The organism is Lentzea sp. NPDC036955, from assembly GCF_055608005.1.
Genome location: NZ_JBVJRC010000008.1, coordinates 297,048 through 311,484, shown reverse-complemented (window position 1 = coordinate 311,484; position 14,437 = coordinate 297,048). Strand labels below are relative to the sequence as shown.

Here is a 14,437-nt window from a genome sequence, read left to right as displayed (position 1 = left end):
CCCGAAATGCGCTACTACCTGCGTGACGACGTCGCGGTCGAACCGGTGGTCGCCGGCTGGTACGGCTGGTCGTACCTGCTGCCGCCGCAGACGCTGGCCCGCTTCCTCCGCAACAGGTTCACCCCGATCATGGAGTCCTATTCGGACTCCCCCGAGGTGCACGCCGCCGCGGTGCGCCAGCCCCGCATGCACGGCGGCCCGTGGGTCCACGCCCACGAGCACTACGACACCATCGTCAGCTGGTGGCGTGACACGGCACCACGACGGGCGAAGCTGGACGAGCTGTTCGAGGCGATCCGGCAGCTGGAGGACGAGATCCTGCCCCGCTACACCGGCCAGTGCCTCGACCCGGTCTACCGGGAGCTGCCCCCGGCGCTGGCCGGCCGGGTCGAGGTGTTCTACGGCCGGGACAACCACAGCCCGGACTACCGGTTCATCGAACCGCTGATGTACGCCTCGGAGTACTACGACAAGAGCCTGCAGCAGGTGCGGTTCTCCTTCGTCACCGAGGACGCCAGGGAGTTCGCGCTCACCACGCCGATGCTGGAGTACACCCCGCAGCAGCTGCTGGTCGACGTGCCGCTGGACTCGCCGCTGCTCGACCAGGTGTTCCGCGGCGGCCTCGACGACGCGGGCCTGCACGAGCTCACCGTGAACCTCGGCCTCACCGGGGAGCGGGCCCAGCGCTTCGCCGGGTACTTCACCCTCGCGCAGGTGCCGGAACCACGGGACGAGCAGTCCCTGCCGGACGTGCTCGACTACGCGGGCCACGCCTGCGTGTTCATCCGCCACGAGGGCGGCACGTTCCTCATCGACCCGGTGCTGAGCCACACCGGGTACGAGGGTGAGACCGAGGGCAGGTTCACCTACGCCGACCTGCCCGACCGCATCGACCACGTGCTGATCACGCACAACCACCAGGACCACATGCTGTTCGAGACGCTGCTGCGCATCCGCCACCGCGTCGGCACGGTGCTGGTCCCCCGCTCCACCAACGCGAGCCTGGTGGACCCCGGGCTCGCCGGAATCCTGCGCAGGCTCGGGTTCACCGACGTGGTCGAGGTCGACGACCTGGAGGCCCGCCCGTGCGGCACCGCGACCGCGATCGCGTTGCCGTTCCTGGGCGAGCACGGGGACCTGCGCATCCGCAGCAAGACCGGCTGGTTGCTGCGGCTGGGCGACCGGCAGGTGCTCTTCGCCGCCGACTCGACCAACGTCTCCCCCGCCACCTACGCCGAGGTCGTCGCGCTCGTCGGCCGGGTGGACACGGTGTTCATCGGCATGGAGAGCATCGGTGCGGCCGCCAGCTGGATCTACGGCCCGCTGTACCCGAAGCCGCTGTCGCGGCGCGAGGACCAGAGCCGCAGGCTCAACGGATCGGACTTCGAGCAGGCGAAGTCCATCGTGGACGCACTCGGCCCGAGCGAGGTCTACGTCTACGCCATGGGACTCGAACCGTGGCTCGGCACCGTCATGGCGATCGAGTACGACGAGGAGCACCCCGCCATCGTCGACAGCGATCTGCTGGTCAAGTACGTGGTCAACCAGGGCAACGCCGCCGAGCGCCTGCACATGCGCAGGACCCTGACCCGGTAGCGCGTTCCCGCCCGAGACAAGGCGCAGCGCATGCGAACTCTTCTGATCGACAACTACGACTCGTTCACCTACAACCTCTTCCAGTACATCGGTGAGGTCGCCGGCCGCCCGCCCGTGGTGGTCCGCAACGACGCGGAGTGGTCCGACATCGACCTCTCCGAGTTCGACGCCATCGTGGTCTCCCCCGGTCCCGGTCGTCCCGGACGGCTGAAGGACTTCGGCATCAGCGCCCGCGCGGTGCTCGACAGCGACCTGCCGGTGCTCGGGGTGTGCCTGGGGCACCAGGGCATCGCGGAGCTGTTCGGCGCCACGGTCGCACTGGCCCCGGAACCGATGCACGGCCGCGTGTCCCAGGTGCGGCACACCGGCGAGGACCTCTTCGCCGGCCTGCCCTCGCCGTTCACCGCCGTGCGCTACCACTCCCTGGCCGTCACCGACCTGCCCGCCGAGCTCGACGCGACGGCGTGGACGGACGACGGGGTGATCATGGGGCTGCGGCACCGGCACCGGCCGCTGTGGGGGGTGCAGTTCCACCCCGAGTCCATCGGGAGCGAGTACGGCAGGGAGGTCCTGGCCAACTTCCGCAGGCTGGCCCTCGCCCACGAGCGGGCCGCCCACGAGGTCCTGGTGCGCCGCGTCGACGTGGCGCCGGACGGCGAGTCGGTGCGGGAGGCCTGCTTCGCCGGCGCGCGGTCGACGTTCTGGCTGGACAGCAGCGAGGTGATCGACGGACTGTCCCGGTTCTCGTTCCTCGGTGACGACAGCGGTCCGCTGGCCGAGCACATCACCTACCGGGTCGCCGACCAGACCGTCACGGTGCGGGACGCGCACGGCCGCACGACCCACGTCCGGCAACCGTTCTTCGACTACCTCCAGGAACAGCTGCACCGCAGGAGGGTGCCCGCTCCACCGGGACTGCCGTTCGAGTTCAACCTCGGCTACGTCGGCTACCTGGGCTACGAGCTGAAGGCCGAGACGATCGGGGAACCGGCCCACGTCTCGGCGCATCCGGACGCGGCACTGCTGTTCGCCGACCGCGCGGTGGTGCTCGACCACGCGGAGGGGTGCTGCTACCTGCTGGCACTCGCCGCGCCGGGTGCCACGGCGTGGCTCGACGACACCGAGGCGAGGGTGCTGGCGATCAAGCCGGCGACGGCCCGCGGGCGTGCGATCGCGCTGGCGGCACGGGACTGGGACTCCTTCGGCAAGGTCGCGATGCCGCGCCACGACAAGGACGCCTACCACGACCGCATCGAGGACTGCCTCGCCGAGATCCGGGCCGGGGAGTCGTACGAGATCTGCCTGACCAACATGATCACCGTGCCCTCCCGCGCACGGCCGGACCGGCTGTACTCGGCGCTGCGGGAGATCAGCCCGGTGCCCTACGGGGCGTTGCTGGAGTTCCCGGAGCTGGCGGTGCTCAGCGCCTCCCCCGAGCGGTTCCTGACCGTGGGCGCGGACGGCGGCGTCGAGTCGAAGCCGATCAAGGGCACCCGGCCGCGCGGCGGCTCCCCCGCGGAGGACGCCGCGCTGCGCGCCGACCTGCTCAGCCGGGAGAAGGACCGCGCGGAGAACCTGATGATCGTCGACCTGGTCCGCAACGACCTCAACGCGGTTTGCGCTGTCGGGTCGGTGCACGTGCCGCTGCTGTTCGACGTGGAGACCTACGCCCCGGTGCACCAGCTGGTGTCGACCGTCCGCGGCACGCTGCGGCCCGGTGCGACCGCGGTGGAGTGCGTGCGGGCGGCGTTCCCCGGCGGCTCGATGACCGGTGCGCCGAAGAAGCGCACCATGGAGATCATCGACCGGCTGGAGGACGGTCCGCGCGGCGTGTACTCCGGCGCGCTCGGCTGGTTCTCGCTCAGCGGAGCGGCCAACCTCAGCATCGTCATCCGCACCATGGTGCTCACGCCCGGGGTGGCGGAGTTCGGGGTGGGCGGCGCCATCGTGGCCCTGTCCGACCACGAGGAGGAGTTCACCGAGACCGTGGTCAAGGCGGGCGCGCTGCTCGCCGCGCTCGACCGGGCGGCGGGTGCCGCGCATTCGGCCGGCACGGTCGCGGGTGAGGTCGCGTGACGGCGCTGCGGCACGCGGTGGTGGCCGGGGGCGGAGGTGCGGTCGGCGCGCTGTTCGCCGCCCTTCTGAGGGACAGCGGCGTGACCGTCACCGCGGTGGACCTCGGCCCCGGCGACGGCGACGTCCTCCAGGGCGACATCACCGCACCGGACGCGGTGGTCGCCGCCGCCGTCGCCGCCGCGGACCTGGTGGTGCTCGCGGTGCCGGAGCCGGTGGCGCTGCGGGCGGTGAAACCGCTGGCCGGGCTGCTCGGACCGGGCGCGGTGCTCGCCGACACCCTGTCGGTGAAGTCGCGGCTGAGCGCCCGCCTCACCGACCTGCCCGGCGAGGTGCAGGTGGTGGGCCTCAACCCCATGTTCGCCCCCGACCTGGGCATGGCGGGCCGGCCGGTGGCCGCCGTGGTGGCACGCGGCGGACCGGGTGTCGACGCACTGCTCGACCTCGTGCGCCGGTGGGGCGGGCGGGTGGTGCGCTGCACGTCCGGCGAGCACGACGCCACGGCGGCCGCCACCCAGGCGCTGACCCACGCGACGGTGCTGTCCTTCGGGCTGGCGCTGGCCAGGCTGGGGGTGCCGGCGGACCGGCTGGCCGCCACGGCACCGCCACCGCACCTGACCCTGCTGGCCCTGCTCGCCCGCATCACGAGCGGCCGGCCCGAGGTCTACCTGGACGTCCAGGAGGCCAACCCGCACGCGGCGGGTGCCCGGCAGGCGCTCGCGGACGGCCTGCGCGCGTTCGCCGCCGCCGTGGAGGAGGGCGAGGCCGGTGTCGCGGCCGCCTTCGGTGAGATCCGCGCCCTGCTCGGCGACAGGTGCGCCGAGCACGAGCGGCGCGCGCACGACGTGTTCACGACCATGCACTGCCACGCTGAGGAGCTTCGATGACCGAACACGACGGCCTTGCGCAGTTGCGCGAGGAGCTGGACCGCCTGGACGCGGAGCTGCTCGACATCGTCCGCGGCCGGCTGGACTGCGGCCTGCGCATCGCGGCGTACAAGTCGGCCAACGAGGTCCCGATGATGCAGCCCCACCGGGTGCGGCTGGTGAAGGAACGCGCGGCCCGGTACGCCGCGGAGCACGGGATCGACCCCGGTTTCCTGGTGCGGCTCTACGAGCTGCTCATCCAGGAGATGTGCCGGGTCGAGGACGTCGCGATCGCCGCGGCCGCCGGGAGCGGCAGGTGACCGCCGCCGACCGGCTGGTCCCGGTCCTCGACTCCCCGGCCGCGCTCGTGCGGGCGGAGATGGCCGCACGCACCGCACGGCAGCAACCCGTCTGGCCGGACCAGGACGCCGTGGACGGGGTTGAAGCCGAGCTGGCCGGACTGCCCGGTCTCACGACCGAGGACGAGGTGGTCGACCTCGCCCTCGGCATGGCCCTGGTCGCCGAGGGCGCCGCGCTCGTGCTGCAGGGCGGTGACTGCGCGGAGCGGTTCCACGAGGCCGTGCCCGAACTGGTGCGGCGCAAGGTCGACCACCTGCAGGGGCTCGCCGCGATGATGCGGGCGGGCAGCGGGCTCGCGGGCGTGGCGGTGGGCAGGCTGGCCGGGCAGTACGGCAAACCCCGGTCCTCACCGTTCGAGCCCGACCCGTTCGAGACCGGGCTGATGGCCAGCTACTGCGGTGACGCCGTGAACGACCCGGAACCGGACCCGTTGCTGCGGGTACCCGACCCGCGCCGGCTGCGCACCGCCTACGACTGCTCGCAGGTCGTGCTGCGCGAGGTGCGGCGTGCCTGGTGGGGAAAGCCGTTGGAGGAGCGCGTCTACACCGCGCACGAGATGCTGCTGATGCCCTACGAGCGGCCATTGGTGCGTGACGGCGTACGTGGTGCGTACAGCGCGGGTACGCACTTCGGCTGGATCGGCGAGCGCACGAGGGAGATCGGGGGCGCCCACCTGGCGCTCGCGGCAGGGGTGCGGAACCCGCTGGGGGTCAAGATCGGTCCCACCGCGACACCGGACGACGTCGTGGCGCTGACCCGGCACCTCAACCCGGACGGTGTTCCCGGCCGGTTGAGCCTGATCCTGCGCTACGGAGCGGAGCAGGTCGACGAGCTGCTGCCCGCCGTGGTCGCGGCGGTCGCCAGGAGGGGCACGCCGGTGGTGTGGCTGTGCGATCCCATGCACGGCAACGGGCTCAAGCTGCGCGGGGTCAAGACCCGGCTGATGGCGGCGATGCGGGCAGAGGTGACGTCGTTCGTGCGGGTCGTCGCCGGGTACGGACTCCGCCCCGCCGGGTTGCACCTCGAACTGACGCCGGACCCGGTGACCGAGTGCGTGTCCGGAACGGACGACGAACCGTCCTTCCCGGACTACCGGTCGACCTGCGACCCGCGGCTCAACCCGGAGCAGTCGGTGGCGCTGATCGCCCACTTCCTCGACCGGCTGGCCTGGACCGGGTGAACGCTCAGGGGGTCACCCGCGGGCGACCCCCTGAGCCGGGGATCACACCGCCTGCACCTCGGCGCGCTGCCCGGCGCCGGCCCTGGTGCGCGCGGCCAGCAGCCCGGCACCGCCGACCAGCAGGGCCGCGACCACCAGTGCGGCGCTGACCAGCAGCGGAGAGCGGAAGCCCGCGCCCGCGCTGATGGCCGCACCTCCCAGCACGGGTCCCACCGCGGCGCCCACGTTGAGCGCCGCGGTGGCGAAACCACCGGCGAGGGTCGGAGCGCCGGCGGCGGAGTAGAGGGCCTGGGAGATCAGCGTCGAGCCGACCGCGAACGAGAGCGTGCCCTGGATGAACATGAACACGAGCGCCACGACCGGGTTGCCCGCCGTGGCCGCGAACACGAGCCAGCCGGCGAGCAGCGCGACGGCACCGACCGACAGCAGGCCCGTCGGGTTGCTGTCGGCGAACTTGCCGCCGAGCGTGACACCGGCGAACGAGCCGAGGCCGAACAACAGCAACGCGAGCGGCACCCAGCTCGGCGACATGCCCGCGACGTCGGTGACGACCGGGGCGAGGTACGTGAACGAGCAGAAGGTCGCGCCGTTCACGAGAGCGCCCAGCACCAGCACGATGATCAGGCGTGGCGTGCGCAGCGCACGCAGCTCGTGCAGTGCGCTCGGGGCGTTGGGATCGGGCGCGGTGCCCGGAACCGACCGCAGGATGGCGAACACCGGCGGCACGGACAGCACCGCGACCGCCCAGAACGCGGAACGCCAGCCCCACAGCTCACCCATGTACGCGCCCGCGGGCACGCCCGCGATGCACGCGATGGTCACGCCGCTGACCAGGACCGCGGTCGCCTTGCCCTTGGTCTTGTCGTCGACCATCGAGGCCGCGGCGGCGATGCCCACGGCGAGGAAGCCGGCGTTGGCGAGGGCGGCGACGACCCTGGTGACGAGCAGGACCGAGAAGCTGTCGGTGAGTGCGCCGACGACGTGCATCAGCAGGAAGACGACGAGGAACGCCAGCAACGAGGTGCGGCGCGGCCAGCGCAGGCTCAGCATCGCCACCACGGGCGCGCCGACGATCATGCCGACGGCGAAGGCGGAGATCAGCGAACCCGAGGCGGGGATCGACACGCCCAGCTCGACGGCGATGTCGGGCACGAGCCCGGACAGCATGAACTCGGACATCCCCATGGCGAAGACCGCCAAAGCGAGGACGTACACGGCAAGAGGCATTTCAGAACTCCTGGAACCGCAAGAGAAGAGGTGTCAGCCGGCGGTGCGCGGTGCGCGCACGGCAGCGCCCCGGAACGAATCCGGGGTGTGGGTGATCTCGATGCGGTGGCTGGGACCGGAAAGCCCGGACAAGGGCGAGGTCCACGTGCGTCAGCGCCGGAAGAGCGCGACAGCGACGAACGCCACCGGTGAGGTCCGGTGGCTACCTACTGGAAGCCTCTGGGCTGGACACGCCGGTCAACATACCAACGCCGTTCCCGCGTTGTCCAACCGCTTCCACCCGAACGACCGACGACCGATCCCGGAGTGACTCCCCCATGACCCCACTGAACACGCTCCTGTTCCTGTTCGCGCTGGCGGTGGTCCTGGTGGCCGCCCAGCTGCTGGGCGCGCTGGCCAAGCGGCTCGGGCAGCCCGCCGTGGTCGGCGAGATCGTCGCGGGTGTGCTGCTCGGCCCGACGCTGTTCAGCGGCGCCGTTCCCGCCGCGCTCTTCCCCGCGGACGTCCGGCCCGGCCTGACCGCGCTGGCCAGCGTCGGCGTCGCGGTGTTCATGTTCGTCATCGGGCTGGAGCTCGACCAGAAGCTGTTGCGCGGCAAGGGTCGTGCCGCCACCGGTGTGGCCGTGGGGGCCATCGTGCTGCCGTTCGGCCTGGGGTGCCTGCTGGCACTGCACCTGGCCGGCGACCACGAGCACCGGGGGCCGCTCCTGGCGTTCGTCCTCTTCTTCGGCGCGGCGATGTCCATCACCGCGTTCCCGGTGCTGGCGCGCATCCTGGTGGAGCGCGGCCTGCACCGCACGAACGTGGGAGGGCTGGCCATCGCGGCCGCGGCGATCGGTGACGTGGTGGCGTGGTGCCTGCTGGCCGCGACGCTGACCTTCGCCGCGGGCCGGAGCGCCTGGCAGACCGTGCTCGTCGTGCCGTACGTCCTGGTCATGCTGTTCGTCGTGCGCCCGGTGCTGGCACGACTGGTCGCCGCGCACCAGCGCACCGGCCGGGCCCTGCCCGCGGGTGCGCTCGCCGGTGTCGTGGTGTTCGCGGTGGTGTCCGGCGGGGTGACCGAGTGGCTGGGGCTGCACTTCATCTTCGGGGCGTTCTTCGCGGGCGCGGTCGTCCCGCGTGCCGGAACGGAGAGGCTGCGCGAGGAGGTCATCGGCCGGGTGGACCCGCTGGGCTCGGTGCTGCTGCCGGTGTACTTCGCGGTGGCGGGCCTGGGGGTCAATCTGTCCACAGTGGACCTGAGTGGCGCCGGCGAGCTCGCGCTGATCCTGCTCGTCGCGATCGCCGGCAAGTTCTTCGGCGCCTATCTCGGCGCCCGTGCGTGCGGCCAGGACGTCCGGCACGCCCGCACGCTCGCCGTCCTGATGAACACCCGCGGCCTCACCGAGCTGATCATCCTGGGCGTCGGCCTGGAGACCGGGCTGCTGGACGCCTCGCTGTACTCGCTGATGGTCGTCATGGCGGTGGTGACCACGGCGATGACCGGCCCGCTGCTGAGCCTGGTCCACCCGCGCACGCGCGTCAGCCCTCCGGACCGCTTCCTGCCGGCGACGAAGTCCTGACCCACCAGGAGAACTCACCGTGACCAGTTCCTTTTCCCTCTTGGACTCCCCGCTCCCACCCCTGGCCGTCGGCACGATGTACTTCGGCACCCGCGTGCCCGCCGCACAAGCGCATGTTCTGCTGGACCACGCGATCGAGCTCGGCGCATCCTTTGTGGACACGGCGAACAACTACGCGTTCTGGCACCCCGGCGCCACCGGCGACGAGTCGGAGAACTGCATCGGCGACTGGCTGGTGAGCCGACGGCGCAGGGACCGCGTCACGCTGGCCACGAAGGCCGGTGCCCGTCCGTCCCACCCCGGCGGCGACCTGTCCACCGCGCTCGGGCTGAGCGCACCGGCGGTCACGGCGCAGGTCGAGGCGAGCCTGCGGCGGCTGCGCACCGACCACGTCGACCTCGTGTACGCCCATGTCGACGACCGCTCGGTCGCACTGGAGGAGACGGTCGGGGCACTGCAGGACCTGGTCGCGCGGGGTCTCACCCAGGCCATCGCCTGCAGCAACACGTCCGCCGCCCGCCTGTCGGCGGCACTGGCACTACCGGGACCGCGCTACGCGGCGGTGCAGAACCGCTTCACCTACCTCCTGCCCGATCCCGGCCACGACCCGGCCCCGCACGTGCTGCTGGACGACGAGGTGCTCGCGGCCGCGAGCGCGGGCCGCGTCCTCCCCGTGGCGCACTCCGTACTGCTCGGCGGCGCGTACACCCGCCAGGACCGCCCCCTCCCGGCCCCCTACCTCCGGCCGGGCACCGCGGCCGCGTTGTCCGTGCTGGACGACGTCGCGGCGGAGCACGACCTCGACGCCGGGCAGGCGGTGCTCGCCTGGATGGTTCGCCGTCCGGCCGCCGTCCTGCCGATCGTCGGCTGTTCCACGCCCGCTCAGCTGGAATCGGCGTGGCGAGCGGTGCACACGCCGTTGTCCGATCGCGCGGTCGAGGCACTGGAGGCCGGCCGGTCGTCGTGACCAGGGCGGTGGAGGCGGCCGGTCCTGTACTCCTTCTGCGACCGGAGGCGTCAGGACGGCGGCTCGATGCGGCCGGGAGGGCGCGGTAAATTGGGAGCGCTCCCAGAACGTGTCCTCCACACCCTGCTCGAGGAGCCGAACCATGTCGCGACGGCGTTGTCGCCGGTCCACCCTGCTGGCCGGCCTGCTCATCCTGGCCTCGTCCGCGTTCCCGTCACCCTCGTCGCCGGCGGCCGGCACCGCCGCAGCCGAGACGTACCGCACCCGCGCGGTGCCACTCACCCAGTTGACCGTGGTGTCCGAACGGGTGGCGTCCGGTCTGCGGCGTCCGATCGCGATCACCGGGCTGCCGGACGGGCGGATGCTGATCGCCGAGAAGGACGGCACCGTCCGCGCCTACCACCCCGACACCGGCCTGGCGGCCGAGCCGGTGCTCGACCTGACCGCCCGCATCGACACGTCGGACAACGAGCGCGGCCTCCTGGGCATCACTCCCGCGCCGAACTTCGCGCGGACCGGACTCCTCTACGTGGCCTACACGAGCCTGCCGGCCGGCGCGCTCACCCTGGCCCGCGTGCCCCTCGGCGCCCCGGACCGGTTGCAGGTGCTGCTCACCCAGGCGCACGCCGAGTACGGCAACCACAACGGCGGACAGGTCGCCTTCGGCCGCGACGGGTACCTCTACTGGTCGACGGGCGACGGCGGCCACGCCGACGACCCGTTCAAGTCCGGTCAGGACCTCGGCACCCTCCTCGGCAAGATCGTGCGGATCGACGTCAACCGCTCCTGCGGGGCGCAGCCCTACTGCGTGCCCCGCAACAACCCGTTCGTCGGCGTGCGAGGCGCGCGGCCGGAGATCTGGCTCTACGGGCTGCGCAACCCGTGGCGGTTCTCCGTCGACCCCGTGGACGGCTCGCTGTGGATCGGTGACGTCGGCCAGGGCCTGGTGGAGGAGGTCAACCACATCCGCCCGTGGCAGGGCGGGGCGAACCTCGGCTGGTCCTGCCGGGAAGGCACCCCGGTGTTCGACCAGGGGCAGTGCAAGCCGGGCGTCCGGTACACCGACCCGGTCTTCGAGTACGACCACTACAACGACAACTGCTCGGTGACCGGCGGCGTGGTGTACCGGGGTTCGCGGACCCCGCAGGCACGGGGGACCTACGTGGCGAGCGACTACTGCTCGACCCGCGTGTTCGCCGTGCGCCCCAGGTCCGACGGCGGCTACGACACCGCCACGATCGGCAACTTCCCCACCCAGCCGAGCGCGATCGGCACCGACGTGCACGGTGAGCTGTACGTGCTCAGCGACCTCCCGGGAGGGCTCAGCCGGGTCCGGTTCGAACTGGTCCAGCCGGGTCAGCGCTGAAGCCCCGGCGTGCGTTGACCACGCCGGGACGGTCCTGACGGACGCCCTGCCCGTTCGGATCCGGTCGGCCCGCTGACCCCCGTCGCGACCAGGGCCGGGGTCGCGGCGAGGGTCAGCAGGCCGAGCGCGGGGTACGCCCAGCCGAGCGCGGCCAGCGGCCAGGGCCGCGGGACCTCCCAGATCGACGGCTGCTGGTCGATCAGGAACGTGATGACGTCCGAGCCGGTCACGACGACCCACGCGCCGGCGAGCCACCAGGCTGCGCGGCCGGTGACGCCGTGCACGAGCCACAGCACCACCGGGATCGCCCACAGCCAGTGGTGGCTCCACGAGATCGGCGAGACCAGCAGGCCGAACAGCTGCACGGCGAGCACCGCGGCCAAGGTGTCCGACGCGCGCACGGCCGAGCGCAGCGCGAGACCGGTCAGCACCGCGGACACGGCCACCGCGAGCAGCCACGGCCAGGACATCCCGACGTCGTGGCCGAGTGAGCGGGACAGGGCGCCGCGCAGCGACTGGTTGATCGCGGACCCCACCGGGCCCACGCGGTCGGCCGCACCGAGCAGCTCGAACCAGTAGCGCCCCGAGTCCGCCGCGGACACCGCGAACCCGGCGGCCACGGTCAGCGCGAAGCCCGCGAACGACCAGGCCGCGGCCGCCCACCGGCGGGTGACCAGGAAGTACAGCCCGGAGATCGCGGGCGTCAGCTTGAGCCCGGCGCCGATCCCGACGCCCAGGCCGGCCACCGAGCTCCGCGCGGCGACCATCGCCGCGAACACGAAGGCCACCAGCACGAGGTTGATCTGCCCGAAGTCGAGGGTCTTGCGCACCGGCTCACACCACAGTGCGAGCCCCGTCCACAGCAGCGCGCGCCGCGGGTCGTGGGTGGTCTTCGCGGACAGCAGGCGCAACGTCGTGCGCACGATCCACCACAGGCACAGCAGCGACAGCAGCTGCCAGACGACCCGTGCCGCGAGCCACGGCAGCGCCGACAGCGGCAGGAACACCACCGCCCCGAACGGCGGATAGGTGAACGGCAGCGGGAAGTCCGCCGTGAACGGCATGGTGAGCGCGTACAGCCGGTCGGTCAGCACGTTCGGCGCGAGGCTCCAGTACACCCTGAGGTCGATCATCCCCCAGCTCGCGGGGAACGTCAGCCGCCAGGCGTAGCCCGCCAGCGACAGCCCGAGCACCAGCGGCGCGAACCGCAGCACCCGGGCCTCGACGACGCGGAACCGTTCACTCACGCGTACCTCCCACGACACAGCAGCCGGCCGCCGCGGTGACAGCCGGGCGCGGGTCCATGGTGTCGTGGGGCCCGCCTGTAGCACGAACCGGTGGTTTACCTGCGGTGGGAGAACCGCGTGACGTTTCACGGCCGAAGGTGTCCTAGGGAGTGACACGGACGAACAGGTGGGAGCAGCCATGAGCGTCGAGGCCGCCGCCGCACTCGACGATGCCACGCTGGTGGCGCGGTCCCGGGACGGCGACATGCGCGCCTACGAGCTGCTGGTGCGCCGCTACCAGGGGCAGATGTACCGGCTGGCGTTGCGGGTGGTGGGCAGCGCGGGTGATGCGGAGGACGTGGTGCAGGACGTGTTCCTCACCGCGTGGCGCAGGCTCGGGCAGCTCAAGGACGACGGCGCGTTCGTCGGCTGGCTCTACCGCACGGCCACCAACAGGTGTTTGAACGTGCTGCGGCAGCGCAGGCCGGTGGCCGACGTGGAACTCGACGAGCAGCCGTCGGCGGCGCCGCGGGAGCGGCCCGACCGGGCGGTGGAGGTGAGCGCGCAGATGGACGCGTTGGCCGTGGCGTTGCGCGGGCTGACTCCGGAACAGCGCGCGTGCTGGGTGCTGCGGGAGGTGCACGGGCGGTCGTACGACGAGATCGCCGAGGCCATCGGCACCACGCAGCAGGCGGTGCGCGGAAGGCTCGCGCGTGCGCGGGCACAACTGGCGGAGGTGATGGCGCCGTGGAGGTGACGGCGGACTACGCCCTGCCGTGCGGGCGGGACGTGGAGCAGGTCTGGGAGGCGATCGAGGTCGCCGACGAGCACACGCGCCGCTGCCCGCACTGCTCGGCGGTGCGGGAGAGCCTGCTGGTGCTGCGGGCAGCGACGGAGGAGATGGCGCGCGATCGCGTCGAGCCACCGTCCGACCTGGTCAGCAGGGTGATGTCGGCTGTGCGGGCGGACGCGCGGCGCGGTGAGGTGCTGCCGTTGCCGAGCGCGGGGGCCGACCCGGCGCGGATCAGCACCCAGGCCATCGCGGCGGTGCTGCGGTTCGCGGCGGACGGCGTCGACGGCGTGCGCGCCCGCGGGTGCCGCGTCCGCGAGGCGGTGGAGTCGAGCGAGTCCGACCCGGTGATCGAGGTGGAGCTCGGCATCGCGATCGTGGCCGGGCACACCTCCGCGCAGACGTTCGACGTGGTGCGGGAACGGGTGATCGCGGCGGCCACGGCGCGCATCGGCGTGCGGCTCGCGCGGCTGGACCTCGTCGTGTCCGACGTGCTCGAAGGGTGAGCGGGGTGCTCGAAGTTCTCGAAACGGTCGTGGCGGCACCGGTGGTGGCCGCGGTGGCGGTGCACGCGGCCGAACGCGTGCCCGGGGTGCGGGTGCAGCCGGGGGTGGCGGGGCTCGTCGGCTCCGTCGTCCGCAGTGCCCGCCAGCAGGTGAAGGGGCTCACCCCGGCGCCGGCCGAAGGCGTCCGGGTGCGGTACGCGGACGCGGCGGTGCTGCTGGAGGTGGACGTGGTGATCTCGGGTGAGGACCAGGCCGCCGCGGTGGCGCGGGCGGTGCAGCGGTCGGTGCGCGCGGCGGTGCCGCGGCTCACCGGTGTCGAGGTCGCCTCGGTCCTGGTGACGGTGGTGGACGTCGCGTGCTGATCGCGGAGGAACTGCTCAAGGCGCTGCGCAAGGTCGACGGGCTGCGGCCGTCGACTCCGGTGCTGTCGGTGCGCGTGCCGTGGGACGTCGACGGGCTCGCGGTGGACGTGGCCGACGACCTGGTGTGCGTGCGGGTCGTGGCGACGCGGCTGCCGCTGCCCGCGCTGCTGGCCGAGGCGGGGGTCGTGCTGCGCGCGGTTCTCACCGGCACGCGGTGGGAGTCGGCGCGGCTGCGCCTCGTTGTGACCGATGTGGACGGAGACGCGCTCGCACCGGGTGGCCCCGATCACCCGATCAGGCCGTGACGATGTCCGGATGACGTTGTCGTACAAGGTGTCGACGGTGCTTCGGAGGAA

14 protein-coding genes are annotated in these 14,437 nt (G+C 72.4%); 12 read left to right on the top strand and 2 right to left on the bottom strand.

Going from position 1 to position 14,437, the window contains the following annotated elements:
* Positions 1-6 precede the first annotated feature (6 nt).
* Genes ACZ7CF_RS28230 through ACZ7CF_RS28210 form a run of 5 tightly spaced genes read left to right on the top strand, consistent with a single transcriptional unit; the run spans position 7 to position 6,075 of the window.
* Complete coding sequence (locus ACZ7CF_RS28230) at positions 7-1,596, top strand: MBL fold metallo-hydrolase (RefSeq protein WP_470370978.1); 1,590 nt, start codon at positions 7-9, stop codon at positions 1,594-1,596.
* Positions 1,597-1,626: 30 nt separating this feature from the next.
* Positions 1,627-3,672, top strand: coding sequence for an aminodeoxychorismate synthase component I (pabB, locus tag ACZ7CF_RS28225; RefSeq protein ID WP_360391866.1), 2,046 nt, complete (start codon positions 1,627-1,629; stop codon positions 3,670-3,672).
* A complete protein-coding gene (locus ACZ7CF_RS28220) occupies positions 3,669-4,556 on the top strand; it encodes a prephenate dehydrogenase/arogenate dehydrogenase family protein (RefSeq protein WP_360391869.1) in 888 nt (295 codons plus the stop codon). Before pabB ends, ACZ7CF_RS28220 begins: the two co-directional genes overlap by 4 nt.
* Entirely contained in the window at positions 4,553-4,855 is a 303-nt protein-coding gene (locus ACZ7CF_RS28215; protein WP_360391872.1) for a chorismate mutase family protein, read from the top strand. The genes ACZ7CF_RS28220 and ACZ7CF_RS28215 overlap by 4 nt, the downstream gene beginning before the upstream one ends.
* The gene (locus ACZ7CF_RS28210; protein ID WP_360391875.1) at positions 4,852-6,075 is read left to right on the top strand and encodes a 3-deoxy-7-phosphoheptulonate synthase; all 1,224 of its coding nucleotides are present in this window, start codon (positions 4,852-4,854) and stop codon (positions 6,073-6,075) included. The genes ACZ7CF_RS28215 and ACZ7CF_RS28210 overlap by 4 nt, the downstream gene beginning before the upstream one ends.
* 42 nt (positions 6,076-6,117) lie before the next feature.
* Here ACZ7CF_RS28210 and ACZ7CF_RS28205 read toward each other — a convergent pair whose 3' ends face one another.
* On the bottom strand, positions 6,118-7,302 hold the full coding sequence (locus tag ACZ7CF_RS28205) for a Cmx/CmrA family chloramphenicol efflux MFS transporter (protein WP_360391878.1): 1,185 nt from the start codon (positions 7,300-7,302) through the stop codon (positions 6,118-6,120).
* A 317-nt stretch (positions 7,303-7,619) separates the two neighbouring features.
* Here ACZ7CF_RS28205 and ACZ7CF_RS28200 point away from each other — a divergent pair, with 317 nt between their 5' ends.
* The 3 genes from ACZ7CF_RS28200 to ACZ7CF_RS28190 all read left to right on the top strand — a co-directional run bounded on the left by ACZ7CF_RS28200 (position 7,620) and on the right by ACZ7CF_RS28190 (position 11,197).
* Positions 7,620-8,864: a cation:proton antiporter gene (locus ACZ7CF_RS28200; RefSeq protein WP_470370977.1), complete on the top strand. Its 1,245-nt coding sequence runs from the start codon at positions 7,620-7,622 to the stop codon at positions 8,862-8,864.
* A 40-nt stretch (positions 8,865-8,904) separates the two neighbouring features.
* Positions 8,905-9,831 carry an aldo/keto reductase gene (locus tag ACZ7CF_RS28195; protein ID WP_470370976.1) on the top strand — a complete coding sequence of 309 codons (927 nt, stop codon included), beginning with the start codon at positions 8,905-8,907 and terminating at the stop codon, positions 9,829-9,831.
* 142 nt (positions 9,832-9,973) lie between these two features.
* Positions 9,974-11,197 (top strand): PQQ-dependent sugar dehydrogenase, encoded by a 1,224-nt coding sequence (locus ACZ7CF_RS28190; protein ID WP_470370975.1) that lies wholly within the window; start codon positions 9,974-9,976, stop codon positions 11,195-11,197.
* Here the strand turns inward: ACZ7CF_RS28190 and ACZ7CF_RS28185 are convergent.
* Positions 11,188-12,444: a mannosyltransferase gene (locus ACZ7CF_RS28185; protein WP_470370974.1), complete on the bottom strand. Its 1,257-nt coding sequence runs from the start codon at positions 12,442-12,444 to the stop codon at positions 11,188-11,190. The two genes, ACZ7CF_RS28190 and ACZ7CF_RS28185, sit on opposite strands and share 10 nt — an antisense overlap.
* A gap of 178 nt (positions 12,445-12,622) precedes the next feature.
* Between ACZ7CF_RS28185 and ACZ7CF_RS28180 the strand changes: the two genes are divergently transcribed.
* The 4 genes from ACZ7CF_RS28180 to ACZ7CF_RS28165 are packed head-to-tail and all read left to right on the top strand — an operon-like array spanning position 12,623 to position 14,386.
* The gene (locus tag ACZ7CF_RS28180; RefSeq protein WP_360391920.1) at positions 12,623-13,180 is read left to right on the top strand and encodes an RNA polymerase sigma factor; all 558 of its coding nucleotides are present in this window, start codon (positions 12,623-12,625) and stop codon (positions 13,178-13,180) included.
* Positions 13,171-13,719 (top strand): Asp23/Gls24 family envelope stress response protein, encoded by a 549-nt coding sequence (locus tag ACZ7CF_RS28175; protein WP_360391922.1) that lies wholly within the window; start codon positions 13,171-13,173, stop codon positions 13,717-13,719. Before ACZ7CF_RS28180 ends, ACZ7CF_RS28175 begins: the two co-directional genes overlap by 10 nt.
* A gap of 5 nt (positions 13,720-13,724) precedes the next feature.
* Positions 13,725-14,081: an Asp23/Gls24 family envelope stress response protein gene (locus ACZ7CF_RS28170; RefSeq protein WP_470370973.1), complete on the top strand. Its 357-nt coding sequence runs from the start codon at positions 13,725-13,727 to the stop codon at positions 14,079-14,081.
* Positions 14,075-14,386: a hypothetical protein gene (locus ACZ7CF_RS28165; protein ID WP_360391928.1), complete on the top strand. Its 312-nt coding sequence runs from the start codon at positions 14,075-14,077 to the stop codon at positions 14,384-14,386. The genes ACZ7CF_RS28170 and ACZ7CF_RS28165 overlap by 7 nt, the downstream gene beginning before the upstream one ends.
* The last annotated feature ends 51 nt before the right edge of the window (positions 14,387-14,437 follow it).